At 40.1% G+C, this 20,621-nt stretch carries 19 protein-coding genes, 3 tRNA genes, 1 pseudogene and 1 riboswitch; of the genes and pseudogenes, 10 read left to right on the top strand and 13 right to left on the bottom strand.

Going from position 1 to position 20,621, the window contains the following annotated elements:
* Positions 1 to 65: 65 nt before the first annotated feature.
* On the top strand, positions 66 to 1,391 hold the full coding sequence (uhpC, locus tag BKL51_RS09725) for an MFS transporter family glucose-6-phosphate receptor UhpC (RefSeq protein WP_077466488.1): 1,326 nt from the start codon (positions 66 to 68) through the stop codon (positions 1,389 to 1,391).
* 61 nt (positions 1,392 to 1,452) lie between these two features.
* Here uhpC and BKL51_RS09720 read toward each other — a convergent pair whose 3' ends face one another.
* Entirely contained in the window at positions 1,453 to 2,862 is a 1,410-nt protein-coding gene (locus BKL51_RS09720) for a sugar porter family MFS transporter (RefSeq protein WP_233127119.1), read from the bottom strand.
* Positions 2,852 to 3,973, bottom strand: a complete 1,122-nt coding sequence (locus BKL51_RS09715) for a prolyl oligopeptidase family serine peptidase (RefSeq protein ID WP_077466487.1) — start codon at positions 3,971 to 3,973, stop codon at positions 2,852 to 2,854. Before BKL51_RS09715 ends, BKL51_RS09720 begins: the two co-directional genes overlap by 11 nt.
* Positions 3,974 to 4,080: 107 nt before the next feature.
* Between BKL51_RS09715 and BKL51_RS09710 the strand changes: the two genes are divergently transcribed.
* A complete protein-coding gene (locus BKL51_RS09710) occupies positions 4,081 to 4,989 on the top strand; it encodes an AraC family transcriptional regulator (RefSeq protein WP_077466486.1) in 909 nt (302 codons plus the stop codon).
* Between the two features lie 224 nt (positions 4,990 to 5,213).
* Here BKL51_RS09710 and deoR read toward each other — a convergent pair whose 3' ends face one another.
* Complete coding sequence (gene deoR / locus BKL51_RS09705) at positions 5,214 to 5,951, bottom strand: DNA-binding transcriptional repressor DeoR (RefSeq protein WP_077466485.1); 738 nt, start codon at positions 5,949 to 5,951, stop codon at positions 5,214 to 5,216.
* A 16-nt stretch (positions 5,952 to 5,967) separates the two neighbouring features.
* Positions 5,968 to 6,642: a deoxyribose-phosphate aldolase gene (gene deoC / locus BKL51_RS09700; protein WP_077466484.1), complete on the bottom strand. Its 675-nt coding sequence runs from the start codon at positions 6,640 to 6,642 to the stop codon at positions 5,968 to 5,970.
* Positions 6,643 to 6,798: 156 nt separating this feature from the next.
* On the opposite strand from deoC, the gene rbsK reads away from it, so the two are divergent.
* The 3 genes from rbsK to BKL51_RS09685 are packed head-to-tail and all read left to right on the top strand — an operon-like array spanning position 6,799 to position 10,047.
* Complete coding sequence (gene rbsK, locus BKL51_RS09695; protein WP_077466483.1) at positions 6,799 to 7,734, top strand: ribokinase; 936 nt, start codon at positions 6,799 to 6,801, stop codon at positions 7,732 to 7,734.
* Complete coding sequence (gene fucP / locus BKL51_RS09690; RefSeq protein WP_077466482.1) at positions 7,731 to 9,020, top strand: L-fucose:H+ symporter permease; 1,290 nt, start codon at positions 7,731 to 7,733, stop codon at positions 9,018 to 9,020. The genes rbsK and fucP overlap by 4 nt, the downstream gene beginning before the upstream one ends.
* Before the next feature lie 10 nt (positions 9,021 to 9,030).
* Positions 9,031 to 10,047 carry an aldose 1-epimerase family protein gene (locus tag BKL51_RS09685; RefSeq protein WP_077466481.1) on the top strand — a complete coding sequence of 339 codons (1,017 nt, stop codon included), beginning with the start codon at positions 9,031 to 9,033 and terminating at the stop codon, positions 10,045 to 10,047.
* Between the two features lie 46 nt (positions 10,048 to 10,093).
* On the opposite strand, the gene ribB is transcribed toward BKL51_RS09685, so the two are convergent.
* Entirely contained in the window at positions 10,094 to 10,741 is a 648-nt protein-coding gene (gene ribB, locus BKL51_RS09680; protein WP_077466480.1) for a 3,4-dihydroxy-2-butanone-4-phosphate synthase, read from the bottom strand.
* An 88-nt stretch (positions 10,742 to 10,829) separates the two neighbouring features.
* Positions 10,830 to 11,005, bottom strand: a riboswitch (FMN riboswitch).
* On the opposite strand from ribB, the pseudogene nadR reads away from it, so the two are divergent.
* Together nadR and BKL51_RS09670 are read left to right on the top strand one after the other, a co-directional pair.
* Positions 11,000 to 12,218, top strand: a pseudogene (nadR, locus tag BKL51_RS09675) (multifunctional transcriptional regulator/nicotinamide-nucleotide adenylyltransferase/ribosylnicotinamide kinase NadR). It overlaps the preceding riboswitch by 6 nt.
* A gap of 1 nt (position 12,219) precedes the next feature.
* Positions 12,220 to 12,903, top strand: a complete 684-nt coding sequence (locus tag BKL51_RS09670; protein WP_077466478.1) for a metallophosphoesterase — start codon at positions 12,220 to 12,222, stop codon at positions 12,901 to 12,903.
* A gap of 49 nt (positions 12,904 to 12,952) precedes the next feature.
* Here BKL51_RS09670 and BKL51_RS09665 read toward each other — a convergent pair.
* From BKL51_RS09665 to waaA, 7 genes are all read right to left on the bottom strand, one after another.
* Positions 12,953 to 13,029: transfer RNA gene (locus BKL51_RS09665), tRNA-Arg, on the bottom strand.
* A 54-nt stretch (positions 13,030 to 13,083) separates the two neighbouring features.
* Positions 13,084 to 13,160, bottom strand: a tRNA-Arg gene (locus tag BKL51_RS09660).
* A 20-nt stretch (positions 13,161 to 13,180) separates the two neighbouring features.
* Positions 13,181 to 13,273 (bottom strand) — tRNA-Ser (locus BKL51_RS09655).
* A gap of 146 nt (positions 13,274 to 13,419) precedes the next feature.
* Positions 13,420 to 15,432, bottom strand: a complete 2,013-nt coding sequence (gene rep / locus BKL51_RS09650; protein WP_077466506.1) for a DNA helicase Rep — start codon at positions 15,430 to 15,432, stop codon at positions 13,420 to 13,422.
* Positions 15,433 to 15,437: 5 nt separating this feature from the next.
* Entirely contained in the window at positions 15,438 to 15,650 is a 213-nt protein-coding gene (locus BKL51_RS09645) for a YceK/YidQ family lipoprotein (protein ID WP_077466477.1), read from the bottom strand.
* Positions 15,638 to 16,117: a pantetheine-phosphate adenylyltransferase gene (gene coaD / locus BKL51_RS09640; RefSeq protein ID WP_077466476.1), complete on the bottom strand. Its 480-nt coding sequence runs from the start codon at positions 16,115 to 16,117 to the stop codon at positions 15,638 to 15,640. Before coaD ends, BKL51_RS09645 begins: the two co-directional genes overlap by 13 nt.
* Positions 16,114 to 17,397, bottom strand: coding sequence for a lipid IV(A) 3-deoxy-D-manno-octulosonic acid transferase (waaA, locus tag BKL51_RS09635; protein ID WP_077466475.1), 1,284 nt, complete (start codon positions 17,395 to 17,397; stop codon positions 16,114 to 16,116). The genes coaD and waaA overlap by 4 nt, the downstream gene beginning before the upstream one ends.
* 61 nt (positions 17,398 to 17,458) lie before the next feature.
* On the opposite strand from waaA, the gene BKL51_RS09630 reads away from it, so the two are divergent.
* The gene (locus tag BKL51_RS09630; RefSeq protein WP_077466474.1) at positions 17,459 to 18,217 is read left to right on the top strand and encodes a glycosyltransferase family 2 protein; all 759 of its coding nucleotides are present in this window, start codon (positions 17,459 to 17,461) and stop codon (positions 18,215 to 18,217) included.
* Positions 18,218 to 18,266: 49 nt separating this feature from the next.
* Here BKL51_RS09630 and tpiA read toward each other — a convergent pair whose 3' ends face one another.
* Complete coding sequence (gene tpiA, locus BKL51_RS09625) at positions 18,267 to 19,034, bottom strand: triose-phosphate isomerase (protein WP_077466473.1); 768 nt, start codon at positions 19,032 to 19,034, stop codon at positions 18,267 to 18,269.
* Between the two features lie 172 nt (positions 19,035 to 19,206).
* Here tpiA and BKL51_RS09620 point away from each other — a divergent pair, with 172 nt between their 5' ends.
* Positions 19,207 to 19,641, top strand: a complete 435-nt coding sequence (locus BKL51_RS09620) for a GNAT family N-acetyltransferase (RefSeq protein WP_077466472.1) — start codon at positions 19,207 to 19,209, stop codon at positions 19,639 to 19,641.
* A complete protein-coding gene (xerC, locus tag BKL51_RS09615; protein ID WP_077466471.1) occupies positions 19,641 to 20,528 on the top strand; it encodes a tyrosine recombinase XerC in 888 nt (295 codons plus the stop codon). The genes BKL51_RS09620 and xerC overlap by 1 nt, the downstream gene beginning before the upstream one ends.
* Positions 20,529 to 20,621: the final 93 nt, after the last annotated feature.

Here is a 20,621-nt window from a genome sequence, read left to right as displayed (position 1 = left end):
TTTTTATTCCCTGTTTGCACTACACTAACACTTTAGTAGTAAAAACAATATGAAAGGAGTTCATTATGAGCATTTTTAGTGTCCCACCGGATTTACCAATCACAAAATCTAAAGAGGAAATAGATAAAACCTACCGTTATTGGCGACTGCATTTGATGATCACAAGCTATATAGGCTATGCCGTATTCTATTTCACACGAAAAAGTTTTAACTTTGTTATGCCGGCGATGCTGACAGATTTAGGTTTACAAAAAGCGGATATCGGCATTATGGGAACGGCGTTTTATCTCACCTACGGAATATCCAAATTCTTATCCGGTGTACTTAGCGACCGTTCCAATCCCCGCTACTTTATGGGGATTGGATTGATGATGACCGGGGTAGTAAATATCCTGTTTGGTATGAGTTCATCCGTCTTTATGTTCATCACACTTTGGATGATCAATGCATTCTTTCAAGGCTGGGGGTGGCCGCCTTGTTCTAAAATTTTAAACACCTGGTACTCACGTAACGAACGCGGTTTATGGTGGGCGATTTGGAATACTTCACATAACCTTGGCGGAGCGCTAATTCCTCTTTTGGCCGGTGCCGTCACCCTTTATTGGGGATGGCGTTACGGTATGATCGTCCCCGGAATTATTGCTTGTGTTGTCGGATTTGCTTTGTGTTTCTTATTGCGTGATCGCCCTTCTTCAATGGGCTTACCGACTGTCGGCGAATGGCGCAATGATATAGCCGAAAAAGAGCATGAAAATGAAGGATTAGGTTTGTCTAACTGGGAAATTCTCAAAACCTACGTGTTCAAAAATAGTATTATTTGGGCATTGGCATTTTCTTGGTGTTTTATCTATATCATCCGTACCGGTATTAATGACTGGGGAAATCTCTATTTAACAGAAACTCACGGCTATGACTTATTAAAAGCCAATGCTGCCGTTTCATTCTTTGAAGTTGGCGGTTTTTTAGGCGCATTGTTTGCAGGATGGGGCTCCGATAAATTCTTCAATGGTAATCGTACTCAAATGAACATTATTTATGTGCTTGGTATTATTTCTGTCTCTCTGGCACTTTGGTTCATTCCGAGTAATAACTATATTGTTATGAGCGGATTATTCTTCTTAATGGGATTCTTTATTTTCGGGCCGCAATTCTTAATCGCCATGGCAGCCGCCGAAAACTCCCATAAATATGCTTCGGGTTCCTCTACCGGCTTTGTCAGCCTGTTCGCCTATATTGGTGCCGCACTTGCCGGAGCGCCACTCGCATGGATTATCCAATCCTTACACTGGAACGGCTTCTTTGGCAGCCTATTTATCGTATCGCTAGGCTGTGCCTTATTGCTCGTGCTTGTGTATTTCTTACAACGCGAGAAAAATAAGGCTTCGGCATAAAGCGACAAAAAATAAAGAGCGGTTAAAAATCTCTATGAATTTTAACCGCTCTTTTTCTTACTTAAGGCTTTTCAAAAGAATATGACATCTCTTCTAATGCTTTGTTACCCGTTTCAGGAATAAAATGTTTCACCATAAAATAAGAACCGATACAGCAAACGCCATAGAATAAATAGGTAGGCGCAAGCCCTAAAAATTGGAGCATCGGCGGAAACGTCCAAGTGACAATAACATTACCAATCCAGTTAGCGCAAGTTGCGATCCCTAATCCGGTTGTACGAATCTTATTTGGAAATATTTCACCAAGCACCACCCACACCGCAGGTCCCCAGGTGCAACAGAAGAAAATATAAAAAATATGAGCGCTAATCAATGCACTCCAAGAAAGTTCCGGAGATAAAACAAGATTCCCCTCTACTTGGTTTGCCTTCATAAAGATAAAACCGGTAATCCAAAGAGAAATACCCATACCGATAGAACCGATTAATAGAAGTTTTCGTCTGCCGATCTTATCGATATAAAGCATCCCGACAACCGTCATTAACACGCCGATAGTCGTCGTTCCAATCGGTACGGCAAAAGATAAACCTTGTGAAAATCCGACTGCGCTCCAAAGTGATGAGGCATAGTAAAGAATGATATTAATGCCAGTAAATTGTGCAACGAAAGCAAGACTAATCCCCATCCATACCACCGGTGCGAACAGTGTTTTTTTCGCCAACACATTTTTTATCGAAACGATCTCCTCTAAATTGCCAAGGCTGTTTTGAATTTGCTTAATCTTAAGTTCCGGCTCTGGTTCATTTGCATACTTAATTAATATTTTCTTGGCTTCCTCTAATTTATTTTTACTCACTAAATAGCGTGGCGATTCCGGTAATTTTAATGCCATTACGCCATAAAGCACGGCAGGAAAAACTTCGACTAAAAGCATCCAACGCCAAGCCAATAAACCGCCCCATAAATCGGCATTAGGCGAATTTTCAATATTGGCAAAGAAATAGTTAGAAATAAACGAAACCAATAAACCTATTGCAATGGCCAGTTGCTGTAAGCTCCCTAAACGTCCGCGTAAATGAGCAGGTGAAACTTCGGCGATATATGCCGGTGCAATGACCGCAGCAATACCGACACCTAAGCCTCCAACCCATCGCCAAAAGGAAAAATCCCATAAGTTTACCGCAAGAGCGGATCCGACTGCTGAAATAGAAAATAGCGTTGATGCAATCAACATGACTTTTACACGACCAAATTTCATCGCCGCAACGCCGGCATACCAAGCACCGATTGCCGAACCGATTAATACCGATGCAACAGCAAACCCCAGCTCGCCGGAAGTCAACCCAAATCCGAATTCCAAACTGCGGATAGACTCAACCGTGCCGCTGATCACCGCAGTATCAAAACCGAATAAGAATCCCCCCAATGCCGCAATCATCGAAATATAAATTACTGCATTTTTATTCATCATCCCATCTCCTTTGTTGTGTAAGCCATTCAAAAATAGACGTTTTGCCTATTTTTACCTGATTTTCATAAAGATAGAGAAAAACACAATGCGGATTAACAAACCGATTCTCTACCACTATTTCATCAAAATACGTTACCTGAACAGGTGAATCACCTTGAGAAATTAAGTACCGTATGATTTTTTGTGTATTTTCAACGGGTACAACTTGATCGCTATTACAGTGTAAAAACCAAATCGGCTTATTTATTAATGCGTTCAATTGCATCTTAGTGGGAACTTGTGCGGGACAAGCAATTAATGCCGCCGCAAATAAATCAGGTTTTGCCGAAAATAGCCGTAACCCCTGATATCCCCCCATTGAACCGCCTACGATATAAATCCGTTGGCGATCAATGTTAGGATGTCGTGCAATAAATTGAATGACTAATTTTAATAAATCATCCGTATAATCACGTTCTCCGTAATAAGTGCGGTCATTTAATACAAAGTTTTTTAACCAAAAACTCGGGCATTGCGGTGCAAGAATATAAGGATAATCAAATAACTCTTGAGTCGATTCATTCCAAAATGTAATCGCCATTTTATCGGCCAAAAGATTGCTTTGATTCTTTCCTCCTTCTCCCGCACCGTGTAAACAAACGATTAAAGGATGTTTGTTATTTGATTGATGAGGGAAATAAACACTATAAGAAAAATCACAAAATGAATGCTGCCGGAATTCCTCCACCCCCAAACAATAAACAGGTAGGATTCGACAGGGTAAAGTACGAGGGTTTATTTGTTGGGAAAATTGGATTTTTATCTCTAAATTTAACCGCTCTTGAGTAAATCTTATGGGGTCGAAAGATAACAGTTTGGTTGTTATAGAATGAATATCAGGCTTGATCCACACTGAAATACGACTCGAATCAAGATATTGATATTCCGTAAGTTCAAGTTTAATCCATTTATCTTGCGTATTTTTACTTTTTAACCAAATCTGAATATCTGACAAAACAAACGCCGGAATTTTTTGCTCAAATGAGAAATCAAACCGAATAATCTGCGCGCCCAGCATCTCGACCCGTGCAATCGGCTGACATCGACATAAGAACCGAGGAGATGAAATCATTGCATTTTCTCTTTTAAAAAGTTTATGATGAGAATATCAACGATAAATACCGATTTCTAACAGAATATAGGATATTTTTTAACACTATCGTGTATTTAAGGAATGGAATGAAAATTACACTAAAACTTCTATCCGATAATTCAGAAATTGTACAATCCTATCTACCGGATATTAAAATTGGTATTCAATGCAACAAACTTTCTTATTTTGATGAAATGAAAGCCCTTTGCCATTGGCATGAAGACATTGAATTGGTCAAAATCATCAGTGGAAAAATGAATTACTATGTCAATGGAAAAATCATTCACTTGAATGAAGGTGACGGCATTATCATCAATAGCCGAGCAATGCACTACGGCTATTCAAAAAATAGTCAAGACTGTGATTTTATCTGTGTACTGATTAACCCTTCTATTTTTGGTACAACGACACCAATCTATCGGAAATTTATCGCTCCAGTATTAAAAAATGTTTGTTTGGATGTCTATCCGCTTTTAGCAAATCATAATGAACATCAAGCCATCCTCAATGATATTGATATATTAGGGAAACTTTATATTCAATCGACCAATGAAAACAAACAAATCGATTTGGCCTGTTTATCAACCGTTTGCTCGCTATGGAATAAATGGTTTGAATTAATCAAAACACAGCTCGCACTTATCCCCCAAACCGAATCAAAAGAAATTACGCTACAAAAGAAAATGGTCAATTTTATTTATGACCATTACACACAGTTTATTACCCTTGATGAAATTGCACAATCAGCCAATATTTGTCGAAGTTCATGCTGCCGCCTATTTAAAAAATACGTACGCCAAACACCAAATCAATTCCTAAATGCCTACCGAATTGAAAGAGCCAAAATATTATTACGTTCAACTTCAAAAAATGTTACCAACGTCGCTTATCAGTGCGGTTTCAATAATCTCAGCTATTTTGCTAAACAATTTGAAAAAATAGTAGGAACAACGCCTAAAAAATATCAACAACAATGCCAAGAAAAGTGCGGTTAAAATCTTGTCGGATTCCAATGTTACGCAGCAAATACACAAAGGCGGTTATTCGGAACATCACATTAGCATCCATGTTATAACGTCCCGAACGCATTGGTTCTTATAGTGAAGCGAATATCCCCCTACCGGATAAACAAAAATTAAGTTTGTACAACAACTACATCATGCAAAAAATCTCTATGAATTTTAACCGCTCTTTTTAGTCACGACTATTTCGGACAGCGCTAACTTGTCGTAGTAAACTCCGCCGGTAAAGGCAAATTACAAATAACTTGATCAAACTGATTCAACTCAGCGACATACGACTGTTGTACTTTTCCAATTTTGCTATCGTCAAAAACTAAAATGCTACGTTGTGTTTTCGCCATTGCTTTTAATTTGATTTGAGTTTCATTTAATCTGAAACAAGTTACACCTTGCTTAACATCAACGCCGGCGGCAGAAATAAATGCTTTTGTGGTACAAATTCTATCAATTTCAGTGTTATTTTGAACGGGGGTGAGAAAGGAATTTTCTCTTGAATAATCCCCGCCGCACAAGATTAAGCGACAATTCGGTTTATCTTGTAAAACCATAAAAGTGTTAATCGAACAACAAAGTGCGGTGAAATTTATAGAATTTGGAATTTGTGAAGCAACAAAAGGAATAGTTGAGCCACAATCAAAGAAAATTACATCATTATCTTCTACCAGTGCAGAAGCGATTTTTCCCACCTGCATTTTTTCTGCAATATTCTTATTTTGGTGTTCTGTAATCAAATATTGATTTGATGATTGTAACTGGGGATCCCGCACAATGTATCCCCCGAGTAAAACGATGGAAGACGCCGTGGCGTTTAAATCTCTCCTAATCGTCATTTCGGAAACATTCAAAATTTCCGCAGCATCCCGCAGATGCAACTTATCCATTTGTTTCAGTAAAAATTCTAACTTTTGAATTCGAGTATTAATTTTACTATCCACAACACTATCTCCAAACTCAATATTGGCTATTACTATCCGTTAGTCCTTTAATAATTGCAATTCCCGCACTGGCACCGATACGTGTTGCACCGGCTTCAATCATCGCAACGGCGGTTTGTGTATCTCGTACGCCACCCGAAGCTTTAACACCGATCTTATCTCCCAATGTTTGACGCATCAATCTCACGTCTTCTACCGTTGCTCCACCTTTACTAAAGCCGGTAGAGGTTTTCACAAATGCCACATTTAAATCTCGGCAAATTTCACAAGCTTTGACTATTTCTTCTTTGGTTAAAAGACAATTCTCTAAAATCACTTTCAATACCGTACCGTTACAAGCATTAAGAACTTGTTTGATTTCATCCTGTACTGCTTGCCATTTTCCCGACTTAATCCACCCGACATTAATCACCATGTCCACTTCTGTCGCACCGTTAGCAATGGCATCTTCCGTTTCAAACACTTTAACCGCCGTAGTATTAGCCCCCAGCGGGAAACCTATCACTGTGCAAATATTAACATTTGAGTTTTGTAATACTGTTTTAGCAAAGGGTATATGACATGGGTTTATACATACTGAACAAAAATGATTTTCTATGGCTTCATTACATAGAATCAAAATATCCTTTTCAGTTTTTTCCGCTGTTAACACAGTATGATCGATATATTGAGCGATTTCATTTGGTTTCATTTAAATTTTCTCCTATTTGGTTTTTTATCTTTTTGTATTATACACAAAGAAAAATCGGAATTTGTGATTCAAGTCACTTTTTTCACATTTTATTTATATTATTATGAAAAAAGTCAAATTTGTTACTTTATTAACATCACATACTAAGGAGATATTATGGAAATTGCAGTTATTGGCTCAAATATGGTGGATTTAATCACTTATATTGATGATATGCCTAAAGTAGGAGAAACGCTTGAAGCGCCGAACTTCCAAATGGGATGTGGCGGTAAAGGTGCGAATCAAGCCATTGCCGCGGCAAAATTAGGCGCTAACGTCATGATGATGAGCAAAGTAGGCGATGATGCCTTTGCAGATAATACCATCCGTAATTTTCAACAATATGGTGTTAATACGGATTATGTGGAAAAAGTCCCGGGCGTATCGAGCGGTGTCGCACCCATTTTTGTAGATAAATCATCGCAAAATCGCATCTTAATTATTAAGGGAGCAAACGCCCACCTGAAACCAAGCGATATTGATAAAGCAAAAGAGCGGTTAAAAAATTGTAAGTTATTTATTCTGCAATTAGAAATACCGTTAGAAACCGTCTATTACGCAATTGATTTTGCCAATGAGAATAATATTCCTATCATTCTCAATCCGGCTCCCGCCAGTAAAGAACTAGACATTAATTATGCATGTAAATGCGATTTCTTTATGCCGAACGAAACCGAATTAGAAATTTTAACCGGTTTACCAGTTGAAAATATGGAGCAAATCCGCACAGCCGCAAATTCTTTACTTTCCAAAGGACTAAAAAATCTTATTATCACTTTAGGTGAAAAAGGCTCTGTTTGGCTACAGGGTTCGGAACTAACCTATATTGAGCCTTATAAAGTCAATGCGGTTGATACCAGCGGAGCCGGCGATGCCTTTATTGGTTGTTTCGCTTATTACTATGTTAAGTCGCAAGATATTGTTGAATCCCTGAAAATGGCATCACTGTTTTCCGCTTATAGCGTGACAGGTCAAGGCACGCAATCTTCCTACCCGACCAAAGCACAGTTTGACACTTTCAAAAATACGATATTTAAAGGAGAGATAGTATGAAAAATATTCAACAAATGCCGGACGGCTACTTAAACAGAACGCCGCTATTTCAATTTATTCTATTATCTTGTCTATTCCCTTTATGGGGCGCGGCGGCAAGCTTAAACGATATTTTGATTACACAATTCAAAAGTGTATTTACACTTAGCGACTTTGCCAGTGCATTAGTGCAAAGCGCATTCTACGGCGGGTATTTCCTTATTGCCATTCCGGCCTCATTGGTCATTAAAAAAACCAGTTATAAAATTGCAATTTTGATTGGTTTAACTTTATATATTGTCGGTTGTTCAATGTTTTATCCCGCTTCGCATATGGCAACTTATACCATGTTTCTCGCTGCCATTTTCTCTATTGCAATCGGGCTAAGTTTTCTTGAAACCTCTGCGAATACCTACAGTTCAATGATTGGTCATAAAGATTATGCGACATTACGTTTAAATATCAGCCAAACATTCTATCCGGTAGGTGCGATTGCCGGTATTTTACTTGGTAAATATTTAATTTTCCAAGAAGGTGCCAGCTTACATGAACAGATTGCAACAATGACTCCGGATCAATTACACGCATTTAAATTAGCGACCTTAGAACATACATTGCAACCGTATAAATACCTTATCTTTGTATTAATTGCCGTCACGATTTTGTTCTTAATTACCCCATTTCCAAAATGTAAATCTGTTAGCGATTCGGCCGAACATAACAATGTGCATTTTATTGATACGCTGAAATATCTTGCTAAAAACAGTGCATTCAAAAAAGGGATTGCGGCCCAATTCTTATACGTAGGTATGCAGGTTGCCGTGTGGTCGTTTACTATCCGTTTAGCATTAAATTTAAGTGAAATGAATGAACGCGACGCCTCTAATTTTATGGTGTATAGCTTTATCGGTTTCTTTGTCGGGAAATTTGTCGCGAACTTCTTAATGACAAAATTTAAATCTGATCTCGTATTATTTGTTTACTCTATATTAGGTGTATTTACTCTCGCTTATACTGCCTTTGTCCATGATTTTTCCGCTGTTTATGCCGCCATTTTTGCCAGTGTTTTATTTGGACCTTGTTGGGCAACAATCTATGCATCAGTATTGGATACCGTTGAACAAGAACATCGCGAAGTCGCAGGGGCGGTTGTAGTGATGTCAATTATCGGTGCAGCCGTTGTACCGGCAATTCACGGCTATGTATCAGATACGATTGGTTCATTACAAACTGCATTTATCGTGCCGCTATTTTGCTTTGCCTATGTTGGATATTACTTCTTTGATAAATACAAAGCACATAAATAAGGAACTAAAAATGAAAAGCTACATTTATTTAACAAAAGCATTATTCACTGAAAAAGAACATATTCTATTTGAAAATCCGGAGTTCAAAGCAATAACGTTTAAGTACCCGTCGGGTATTGAAGCAATCCGATTAGAAAACAGCAAAGGCTTTGTCACCATACTGCCATTTTACGGACAAATTATTTGGGATGCCGAATTCTGCGGTAAAAATCTAAAAATGAAAAATATGTTTAACGAACCTAAATGGGGAACAACGATTATTGATACCTACGGTTGCTTTGCGTTCCATTCGGGATTAATCCGTAACGGCTGCCCAAGTCCTCAAGACGCTCATCCGTTACATGGCGAAATGCCTTGCGCTTTAATCGATAAAGCTTGGTTAATCGTAAGTGAAAACTCATTAGCGGTAGGGGGATCGGTTGAATATGTCAAAGGATTTGGAGATCATTATCTTGCCGAACCGAAATTAACCTTGAATGCCCAAAGCTCATTATTTGAAATTCAAATGAAAGTGACCAATTTAGCCAATGTAGAAATGCCATTACAATATATGTGTCATATGAACTACTGCTATGAACACGGGGCAAGTTTTACTCAAAATATTCCGACGGAAGCAATTCGTTTACGCGAAACGATTCCGGCACATGTTAAACCTACTCCTGAATGGCTCGCTTTTAATGAGCAAATCAAACTGGGAAAATATAGATTAAATTCATTGGCTAATGATCAAATGTATAATCCTGAAATTGTGTTCTTTATGGATAATTTACAGCAATATCAGGAAAATTTGGAATATAGAATGGCTTCACCAAATGGTCATACTTATCTAACAAAATTCTCATCAAAAGATTTTAATTATGCAATACGCTGGATTTTATACAATGACGACCAACAAGTCGGTGCTTTCGTGCTTCCTGCCACTTGCCGACCAGAAGGCTATCTTGCCGCGAAAAATACGGGCAGTTTAATCATGATGAAACCGAAAGAGGTTAGAACCTTTAAAGTGATTACCGGCGTTGAATCATAATTTCTACGGCTAAAAGTGCGGTCAAAATAACCGCACTTTTCTTATATTACACATTATGCGCCGAACGATATTCGACCAAATCCTCTATCGTCAATACGACGTAACCAAATTTTTGTGCAAATTCAATAACTTCCGGTGCGCGCGCCATAGTGCCGTCATCATTGGTAATTTCGCAAATCACACCTGCCGGCTTAAACCCTGCAAGACGAGCTAAATCCACCGAGGCTTCCGTATGGCCGCGTCGGGCGAGTACGCCGCCGTTTACCGCGCGAAGCGGGAAAATATGACCGGGGCGATGTAAATCGGTCGGCACCGCGTTATCCGCAATAGCCGCTTGGATAGTCGTAACGCGGTCAGCGGCGGATACCCCTGTGGATACGCCTTTTGCGGCCTCAATGGTCACGGTAAAAGCGGTTTTGTTCACACTATTATTATTTTCCACCATTGGAGGTAAATCAAGTTGTCGGCAACGTTCTTCCGTCAAGCATAAACACACGATACCGCTGCCGTAACGGATTAATTTTGCCATTTGCCCGGTAGTGATAGTTTCTGCCGGAAAGATTAAATCCCCTTCATTTTCGCGATTTTCATCATCTAACACTAATACGCCGTTTCCATTTTTAAATGCTTGGACGGCGTTGAGTACACGTTCTTCGGCGGTTGTACCGAATGGGAATAAAATGGACTGATTCATCGTAATTTCCTTTATTTCTTAGATTAAAATTAACCAGAATCAGGGCTGAGAAATGCAAATAAAAAGAACGGCTTGGCAACCCAATCCGCTTTATTCTCTTTCATCCAGACTTTACTGTCGGCTTTGGAATTACACCAAATCTGCTAACCTTAAAAAGCGTTCAATGTCGTCGAAGAAAAATTCTCACTAAAAATTGACCGCACTTTTTAAGTGCTCGCGGGCTTTACCGCCGGTAGGGAATTTCACCCTGCCCTGAGAATGCGCGCTAAGTATAGCGTAAAATCGGCGGGTGCAAAATCAGAACGTGAAAAATATTTTCATTTAACCTACAATACGCCTACTTAATCCTTATATGATGAGAAAGTAAACCATGCCAGCAACCCAAGAGAAAAAAGTCGGTGTCATTTTTGGGAAGTTTTATCCTGTTCATACCGGTCATATTAATATGATTTATGAGGCGTTTAGTAAAGTCGATGAATTGCACGTGATTGTGTGTAGCGATACCGAACGTGATCTGAAGCTATTTTATGATAGTAAAATGAAACGTATGCCAACCGTACAAGATCGCTTACGTTGGATGCAGCAAATCTTCAAATATCAAAAAAACCAAATTTTTATCCATCATTTAATTGAAGATGGTATTCCGACTTATCCCAACGGTTGGCAGGCTTGGAGTGATGCAGTAAGAAACCTATTTAAAGAAAAAGAATTTTCCCCTTCCGTGGTTTTCAGTAGTGAACCGCAAGATAAAATGCCTTACGAAAAATATTTGGGTTTAGAGGTCTCTTTAGTGGATCCGGATCGCACCTTCTTTAATGTGTCGGCAACTAAAATTCGGACGACACCTTTTCAATATTGGAAATTTATTCCGAAAGAAGTCCGTCCGTTTTTTGCCAAAACCGTCGCCATTTTAGGTGGTGAAAGCAGCGGTAAAAGTGTATTAGTAAATAAACTTGCTGCGGTATTTAATACCACATCCGCATGGGAATACGGGCGTGAATTTGTGTTTGAAAAGCTCGGTGGCGATGAGCAAGCCATGCAATATTCAGACTATCCTCAAATGGCATTGGGACACCAACGCTATATTGATTATGCCGTTCGCCACGCACATAAAATAGCCTTTATTGATACGGATTTTATTACTACACAAGCATTTTGTATCCAATATGAAGGTAAAGCACATCCGTTCCTCGATTCAATGATCAAAGAATACCCTTTTGATGTCACGATTTTGCTAAAAAATAATACCAAATGGGTGGATGACGGCTTACGTAGTTTAGGTTCTCAAAGACATCGCCAACAATTCCAACAACTTTTAAAAAAATTATTAGATAAATACAAAGTTCCCTACATTGAAATTGAATCGCCAAGCTATTTAGAACGTTACAATCAAGTTAAATCGGTGATTGAAAAAATATTAAACGAAGAAGAACTGGACGATTTACAAAACGGTCCAAGAACGGTAAAGAGTAAATAAAATGATTCTATTTGCAGGCGATCCGCACGGAAGTTATGAACATCTCTATCCTTTCGTACAAGAAAACGACAACGTTGCACTGATTATTTTGGGCGACTTGCAACTTTCTTCGCCTACCGAATTAGAAAAATTGGCACGGTACTGTGATATTTGGTTTATTCACGGTAACCACGATAGTAAAACCGTCGCAGCATTCGACGCCATCTGGGGATCGGAATGGAAAAATCGCAATTTACACAAGCGTGTAGAGGAAGTTCAAAAAGTCCGTATTGCCGGATTAGGCGGGGTATTCCGAGGTCAAATTTGGATGCCGCCGAATCGCCCGATGTATTTTGATCCCATTCATTATTGCCAATACAGTTCACAAGAAAACATCTGGCGTGGCGGTTTGCCGTTGCATCATCGCACTTCTATTTTTCCTTCCGATATAGAGGCTTTGGAAAATAAGCAAGCCGATATTTTGATCTGCCATGAAGCGCCTAAACCGCATCCGATGGGCTTTCAAGTGATTAACGCACTTGCCGAAAAAATGGGCGTGAAACATATCTTTCATGGCCATCATCATGATAATTTTATTTATAACATACAATATTCTTACAAAATTACGAATGTCGGATTCCGTAGCCTTGCCGATTCAAGCGGAAATTATCTGTTAAAGAATATCGATGATCGCGAAGGGCGTTAGTGTAATTTCAACTGTTATTGGTAATAGCTAAAGTAAGAGAAAAAGGAAATGGCGCACCCGAAAGGATTCGAACCTTTGACCGCTCGGTTCGTAGCCGAGTACTCTATCCAGCTGAGCTACGGGTGCGTAGTGACGTTTTAGTTATTCTTGACCGTTTTAGAAGATAGAGTCGTTTTAAAATGGCGCACCCGAGAGGATTCGAACCTCTGACCGCTCGGTTCGTAGCCGAGTACTCTATCCAGCTGAGCTACGGGTGCAGAATAAATAAAACTACAAATGGCGGTGAGAGAGGGATTCGAACCCTCGATGGAGTTTTTGACCCCATACTCCCTTAGCAGGGGAGCGCCTTCAGCCTCTCGGCCATCTCACCACAACCAGTGTTGTGGGCGGTATGATACGTTTTTTTGAAAATATGTCAAACCCTTTTTTGAAAAAGGTAATGCGTTTGAATATTTTATCTTCAGATTGTGTAAATAAAGTGCGCTTAGTAAAACTTTTGTTTTTTCGACCGCACTTTTAACCGTTCAAAATGGAACGTAAACGATCCAACTGACTTTGTGTCTGCTGTTGTTTTTGTTCCGCCGTCAGCTTAGGTTTATCCCGTTCCCAAAGCACGTCATCGTTAGGTAACTCCGCTAAGAATCGGCTCGGTTCCGGACGAATAAGCTCACCGTATTGACGGCGTTCACGGCATAAGGAAAAGGTCAATGCTTTCTGTGCTCTTGTGATCCCCACATAAGCCAAACGGCGTTCTTCTTCTACATTATCTTCATCAATACTGGTTTGATGTGGCAAAATGCCTTCCTCCATGCCGATCAAGTACACGTAGGGAAATTCTAGTCCTTTTGAGGCATGTAACGTCATCAACTGGACTTGGTCACTATCTTCGTCGTCTTCGCTTCGCTCTAACATATCTCTTAAAATTAAACGGGTGACAACTTGATTGAGGTTCATCGGTTCGTTTGTTTCATCGCCTTTCAGCATATCCGCCACCCAATCAAACAATGTGGCAACATTTTTACTTTGCATTTCTGCGGCTTTTGGGCTTGCGGCATATTCATACAAATATTCTTCATAATGAATAGCAGACAGCATTGCACGCACTGCTCTTTCCGGTTCCGAACGTTGCACTTCGTCGTTTAACTCCACCACCCAACGCCCGAATTTTTGTAGTGCGTCATAGGCTTTCGGCGTCACACGTTGAACGAGCTCAAACTCAAAAATCGCATCAAACAAGCTAATATGTTTTTCCTGTGCAAGCTCACCCAGTTTTTGCAAAGTTACCGTACCGATTTCACGTTTTGGCGTATTCACGATACGTAAAAACGCCGCATCGTCGTCTTGATTCACCACTAAACGCAAATACGCCATCATATCCTTAATTTCCGCTCGAGAGAAAAAAGAAGTCCCCCCGGAAATTCTGTAAGGAATGCGATTTTGCATCAGCACTTTTTCCAATAAACGGGATTGCTGATTGCCACGATACAAAATAGCGTAATCCTTATATTTTGTCTTGTAACTAAAACGATGGGCAATCAATTCGGCGACAATACGCTCTGCCTCGTGTTCTTCATTTTTTGCTTCAATCACCAGTAATTTTTCACCTTCACCGATATTCGAGAACAATTTTTTGTCGAATACGTGTTGATTGTTATCAATCAAAATATTGGCGCAATGCAAAATACGTTGGGTGGAACGGTAGTTTTGTTCCAATTTAATCACTTGTAAATGCGGAAAATCATCACGCAGACGCACCATATTCTCCGGTCTCGCGCCACGCCATGAATAAATAGATTGGTCGTCATCCCCCACTACGGTAAAACAAGCATTCTTCCCCACCAACAATTTGATTAATTCATATTGGCTGGTGTTGGTGTCTTGATATTCATCCACCAACAAATAGCGAATTTTTACCTGCCATTTTGACCGCACTTCTTCATTCCGTTTGAATAACAAAGTAGGAAGCATGATCAAATCGTCAAAATCCAACGCATTGTAGGCACGAATTTGCTCGGTATAACGTTCATAACATTTGGCAAAAGTTTGATATTTAGCATCTCGAGCTAAGGAAAAAGCTTGCCGAGGTGAAACTAAATCGTTTTTCCAGTTGGAAATAACGGAAGTTAATTCACGTAACAGATCTTTATCTTCTTTCAACAAATCCGCCGTGAGTTCTTTCAATAAGGCTAATTGATCATATTCATCAAACAACGTCATATTAGCCTTGAAACCTAACGCCTTGTATTCCCGTTTGATAATATCAAAACCGAGCGTATGAAAGGTAGAAACCGTCAAACCTTTGGCTCGCTCTTTTCCAATGGAATGCGCCACCCGCTCTTTCATTTCTCGGGCGGCTTTATTGGTGAAGGTTACCGCCGCAATGTGTTTCGGCGAATAACCGCACTTTTCAATTAAGTAGGCAATTTTATTAATAATGACACGGGTTTTGCCGGAACCTGCACCGGCAAGCACTAAGCAAGGACCGGTAACATATTCCACCGCCTGTTGTTGTTGGGGATTAAGTTTCATCATTGTCATTGCGCCCATGCGTAGGGCAGTAAAACAGTATCGAGTAAAAAAGACAGAGGCAAATCCAAAATCGGTAAGCCCCATTTTTGCGCCATTTCCAAATCATAGGCGACACCGGCATAGGCAGTATAGTCTTTCGAAGGATCAACCAATTTCACCACAGTCCCGCAGCCTGATAAGGAAAAAAGTGCGGTTAAAACGAAGGCTATTTTTCGCATCGCGCTTGCAAGGCATTTAATACTGCCGTTGGTACGAGCTCTGCCACATCGCCGCCATGTAAATAAATTTCACGCACGATAGTGGATGAGACAAACGCCCATTTTTCAGTTGGCGGAAGGAAAAGGCTTTCGACGCCGTTTGTGAGAAGTCGATTAAGGGAGGCGAGTTGGAGTTCGTATTCAAAATCCGTTGTCGTTCGCACACCACGGATAATCGCAGTCACATTACGGGCTTTAATGACATTCGCCAACAAATCGGAAAAACCAAACACTTCGACGTTCGCTAAATATGCAACGGATTGTCGAGCAAGTTTCACTCGTTCATCCAAAGAAAATAACGGCTTTTTACTCGGGCTATTCGCCACTGCCACCAAAACTTTGGGAAAAATGACCGCACTTCGCTCAATAATATCCAAATGCCCGTTTGTGATGGGGTCAAAAGTGCCGGGATAAATCACCGTTGTCATACTTTACGCTCCAAATAAGGCTTTAATAAATCAAATAAACGTGATAATGCGCCTCGATTTTCCATTAATACTTCATAACCTGCATGACCTAAACGCAAACGGGCTTCTGTTGAGCTAAGCAATGCTTCCACCGCCCGCTCTAATGCCTTAACAGTGGAATTAACCTCTAATACTCCTTGCATCTCAACAAGTGTTCTAAACACTTCGGGAAAATTAAAAGTGTGTTTTCCACTAATCACAGGAATTTTAAATGCCAGCGGTTCAAGCGGATTATGTCCTCCGTGTTTGACAAGACTGCCTCCCACAAAAGCGATGTCAGAAACACCATACATCAACATCATCTCTCCCATCGTATCGCCTAAAATAACCTGCGTGCCTACATTCGGCAATTCCCCGGACGAACGACGAATAAATTGAAATTTTTCTTTTTGGATCAATGCGGCTACCGAGTTAAATCGCTCGGGATGGCGCGGCACGAGCAATAAAAGTAAATCAGGATATTTGTCAAGCAGCTGGCGATGGGCCTGCAAAATAATCTCTTCTTCTCCCTCATGCGTACTCGCCGCTATCCAAATTTGACGTTTTTTTGCCCATTGATCACGCAATATTTGAATTTGTTCAAGTAGCGCTTGGTTAACTGTTAAATCATATTTAATATTGCCCGTCAGTTTAAGTTTATCTTGAGGATAGCCCAATTCAAGAAAACGCTTCCCACTAATTTGATCTTGCGGAGCAATCAAACTAATTTGAGACCACATACTTTGTAAACAGGATCTCACTTTGCCATAGCGTCCCGCAGAACGGGAAGATAAACGGGCATTTGCCACAATAAGGGGAATATCACGGCAGTATAGTTGTCGGATTAAATTCGGCCACAGCTCGGTTTCGATAACAATACAAAGTTTTGGTTGAATAAAATCAACGAAACGATTAATCGAGTCAGGCAAATCATAGGGTAAATAACAATGTGTTACGCTCTCACCGAAAGCCGCTTTAACCCGTTCGGAGCCTGTTGGAGTGACAGTGGTAAAGGTAATCGATAAATCGGGGTAATCCTGTTGAATTCGATGCACTAAAGGTGTTGCCGCAATCACTTCCCCAACGGAGGCTGCATGGATCACAATGCCGTGAGGTGCCGGTGCGACAAAATGACGGTAAAAACCGTAACGCTCTCCCCATCTTTTCCGATAATTCGGCGCTTTAAAGCCGCGCCCCCACATAAAAAGCAGAACTAACGGCTGAATCAAATACATTAGACAGGTGTAAAAAAAACGCCACATAAACTAAATTCGGTTATACTTGAAAAAATTTTCAGTAGTATAGCAAAAAAGGAATCAAAATATGCCAACAATTAGCGTTGCAATGATTGTAAAAAACGAGGCACAGGATCTTGCATTATGCTTAGACACAGTGAAGGATTGGGTAGATGAAATCGTCATTTTAGATTCAGGTAGTACCGATAATACAAAAGAAATTGCGCTAAACTATGAGGCAAAATTCTATGAAAATACAAACTGGCCCGGTTTCGGCAAACAACGCCAAATTGCACAACAGTATGTCACTTCCGACTATGTACTTTGGTTGGATGCCGATGAACGTGTAACCTCGGAATTGCGCCAGTCGATCCAACATGCCGTGCAACAAAATCCGGAAAACACCGTGTTTGAAATCCCACGCATAAGTGAAGTATTCGGGCGTAAAATTCGCCATTCCGGTTGGTATCCGGATTATGTCGTTCGTCTATATCGCACTAATTATGCCGGCTACAATGATTCCTTAGTACATGAGAAAGTTTGCTATCCGAATAATACCCGTGTTGAGCGATTAACAGGCAATTTAGAGCATTTCACTTATAAAAATCTTCATCATTACTTAGTAAAATCTGCCGGTTACGCCAAGGCTTGGGCGGATCAACGCCAAGCAAGGGGCAAAAAAGCGACGCTTTGGCAAGGGGTAAGCCATGGGATCGGTTGTTTTGTGAAAATGTATATTTTAAAAGCGGGTTTTTTAGACGGAAAACAAGGTTTTTTACTTGCGGCACTTTCTGCACATTCTACCTTCGTAAAATATGCCGATTTGTGGGAAAGAGAACAACATTAAAAAAGTGCGGTTAAAATTAACCGCACTTTTCATTTCTAGTGATAAAAAACTAATTTTTTGCCGCCTCTGCCGCTTTCACGATCACTGCAAATGCAGGCGCTTTAAGTGATGCGCCGCCCACTAATGCACCGTCAATATCCGGTTGAGTAAATAATTCCGCTGCATTCGCATCATTTACAGAACCGCCGTATTGAATGATCACTTGATCTGCCACCGCTTGAGATTTGGCAGCAATATGACCACGAATAAAGGCATGAACAGCTTGTGCCTGTGCCGGAGTTGCAGACTTGCCGGTACCGATTGCCCAAATTGGCTCATAGGCAATCACCGCACCATTAAACGCTTCCACGCCTAACGCATTAATAACCGCATCAATTTGACGTGCGCACACTTCTTCGGTTTTGCCCGCTTCATTTTCCGCCTCAGATTCACCGATACATAATACCGGAACTAAACCCGCCGCTTTTAATGCTTCGAATTTTTTTGCGATAAATTCATCGCTTTCTTTGTGATAAGTGCGACGCTCCGAATGGCCGATGATAATATATTTCGCACCAAACTCTTTTAACATTGCCGTTGAAATATCCCCGGTAAATGCGCCTTGCACATTCACATCAACATTTTGTGCGCCAAGCGCAATTTTACTGCCGGTTAGAGCTGCTTCCGCTTCCGCTAAATACATCACCGGAGGTGCGATTGCGATATCACAACCGTTCACATCAGCGAGTTCTACTTTTAAATTTTCGATTAATTCTTTGGTAAAGGCTTTGCTACCATTTAACTTCCAGTTACCCATTACTAAAGGACGACGTGCCATTTTATTTCTCCATATTAATTAAATAAATGCGGTTACTATATCAAATTTTCGCTTTGATTCTTTGTTCAAAATCATAAATTTGAAAATTTTTTTGCTGAGCGCGTGATTCTTCACCGTGAAAAAGCTACAATCTACTACATAGAATCAATAAAGAGTAACCGATTTTATTAAAATGAAGATCTTTAAAGCAGAACAATGGAATATTGAGGTGCTTTTGCCCCTTTTTGAACATTATCGTCTAGCTAATGGAATGACGGAAAATCCCGACCGCACTTTAACGTTCTTAACCAATCGCATCCGCTTTAATGAGAGCCTCTTTTTTATTGCTGTCAATGCACAAGATGAAGCCATAGGATTTATCCAACTTTATCCACGCTTGTCATCACTCCAATTACAACGTTACTGGCAGCTAACCGATATTTACGCTATTCATTGCCCTCAACAAACCGATATTTATGCCGCTCTGATTTCCAAAGCAAAAGATTTTGTGCTTTATACCCAATCGAATCGTTTAGTGGCTGAATTGGGACAAGCACAACATGAATTATTGGAACAAGAAGGTTTTAAATTAAATCCGAAAAAAAGCCTGTTTGAATTAACTTTGTAATGTTTACGGATCTGCAATCTTACTGGGATTATTTGCGTATTGAACGCCAAGTTAGTCCTCACACTCTCAGCAATTATCAACGTCAGCTTGAGGCAGTGTTAACACTGCTTGTAGAGCAAGGTATCCGAGATTGGCAACAAATTACACCAAGCGTAGTACGTTTTATCTTGGCACAAAGCAAAAAAGCGGGACTTAAAGAGAAAAGTCTGGCTCTGCGTTTATCCTCCATCCGCCAATTTTTTAACTATTTAATTCAACAGGGAAAATTAAAGGTAAATCCTGCTATCGGAATTTCAGCGCCAAAACAAAGTAAACATTTACCCAAAAATATCGATGGCGATCAGGTTCAACAATTACTTGCCAATGATAGTAAAGAGCCCATTGATATTCGTGATCGTGCCATTTTGGAATTAATGTATAGTTCAGGCTTGCGTTTATCGGAATTACAAGGGCTAAACTTAAACAGCATTAATACTCGCACCCGTGAAGTACGGGTCTTGGGAAAAGGAAACAAAGAACGTATTGTGCCTTTTGGACGTTATGCCTCTCATGCTCTACAGCAGTGGTTAAAAGTACGATTATTATTTAATCCCAAAGATGAGGCCCTATTTGTAAGCCAGTTAGGAAACCGTATTTCCCATCGTTCTATTCAAAAACGCTTGGAAACTTGGGGGATTCGTCAAGGGCTGAATAGCCATCTCAACCCTCATAAACTTCGCCATTCCTTTGCAACCCATATGTTGGAAGCCAGCTCCGATCTCCGTGCAGTACAGGAGTTGCTCGGTCATAGTAACCTTGCAACAACTCAAATTTACACCCATCTTAATTTTAAACACCTTGCCGATGTTTATGATCAAGCACATCCTCGTGCTAAACGTAAGAAGTAAAGTGCGGTTAATTTTAACGTTATTATGAAAATGAAAATTTAATATCTTTCTTTTGAGTGCTACAAAAGGATAATCCCCTGAACCTCTCGATTC

It is taken from the genome of Rodentibacter sp. Ppn85 (assembly GCF_001999335.1).
Classification (GTDB): domain Bacteria; phylum Pseudomonadota; class Gammaproteobacteria; order Enterobacterales; family Pasteurellaceae; genus Rodentibacter.
Note: the sequence above shows the minus strand (reverse complement) of the source record. Positions and strands in the feature narration are given on the sequence as shown.

Excerpts from the sequence above, each read along its gene's own strand:
- BKL51_RS09720 (WP_233127119.1), bottom strand. The coding sequence starts at position 2,862 with ATGATGAATAAAAATGCAGTAATTTATATTTCGATGATTGCGGCATTG.
- rbsK (WP_077466483.1), top strand. The coding sequence starts at position 6,799 with ATGGAAATTGCAGTTATTGGCTCAAATATGGTGGATTTAATCACTTAT.
- uhpC (WP_077466488.1), top strand. The coding sequence starts at position 66 with ATGAGCATTTTTAGTGTCCCACCGGATTTACCAATCACAAAATCTAAA.
- fucP (WP_077466482.1), top strand. The coding sequence starts at position 7,731 with ATGAAAAATATTCAACAAATGCCGGACGGCTACTTAAACAGAACGCCG.
- deoC (WP_077466484.1), bottom strand. The coding sequence starts at position 6,642 with ATGAAACCAAATGAAATCGCTCAATATATCGATCATACTGTGTTAACA.
- xerC (WP_077466471.1), top strand. The coding sequence starts at position 19,641 with ATGTTTACGGATCTGCAATCTTACTGGGATTATTTGCGTATTGAACGC.
- coaD (WP_077466476.1), bottom strand. The coding sequence starts at position 16,117 with ATGACAACGGTGATTTATCCCGGCACTTTTGACCCCATCACAAACGGG.
- tpiA (WP_077466473.1), bottom strand. The coding sequence starts at position 19,034 with ATGGCACGTCGTCCTTTAGTAATGGGTAACTGGAAGTTAAATGGTAGC.
- BKL51_RS09645 (WP_077466477.1), bottom strand. The coding sequence starts at position 15,650 with ATGCGAAAAATAGCCTTCGTTTTAACCGCACTTTTTTCCTTATCAGGC.
- BKL51_RS09715 (WP_077466487.1), bottom strand. The coding sequence starts at position 3,973 with ATGATTTCATCTCCTCGGTTCTTATGTCGATGTCAGCCGATTGCACGG.
- BKL51_RS09685 (WP_077466481.1), top strand. The coding sequence starts at position 9,031 with ATGAAAAGCTACATTTATTTAACAAAAGCATTATTCACTGAAAAAGAA.
- BKL51_RS09710 (WP_077466486.1), top strand. The coding sequence starts at position 4,081 with ATGAAAATTACACTAAAACTTCTATCCGATAATTCAGAAATTGTACAA.
- BKL51_RS09630 (WP_077466474.1), top strand. The coding sequence starts at position 17,459 with ATGCCAACAATTAGCGTTGCAATGATTGTAAAAAACGAGGCACAGGAT.
- BKL51_RS09620 (WP_077466472.1), top strand. The coding sequence starts at position 19,207 with ATGAAGATCTTTAAAGCAGAACAATGGAATATTGAGGTGCTTTTGCCC.
- rep (WP_077466506.1), bottom strand. The coding sequence starts at position 15,432 with ATGAAACTTAATCCCCAACAACAACAGGCGGTGGAATATGTTACCGGT.
- BKL51_RS09670 (WP_077466478.1), top strand. The coding sequence starts at position 12,220 with ATGATTCTATTTGCAGGCGATCCGCACGGAAGTTATGAACATCTCTAT.
- ribB (WP_077466480.1), bottom strand. The coding sequence starts at position 10,741 with ATGAATCAGTCCATTTTATTCCCATTCGGTACAACCGCCGAAGAACGT.
- waaA (WP_077466475.1), bottom strand. The coding sequence starts at position 17,397 with ATGTGGCGTTTTTTTTACACCTGTCTAATGTATTTGATTCAGCCGTTA.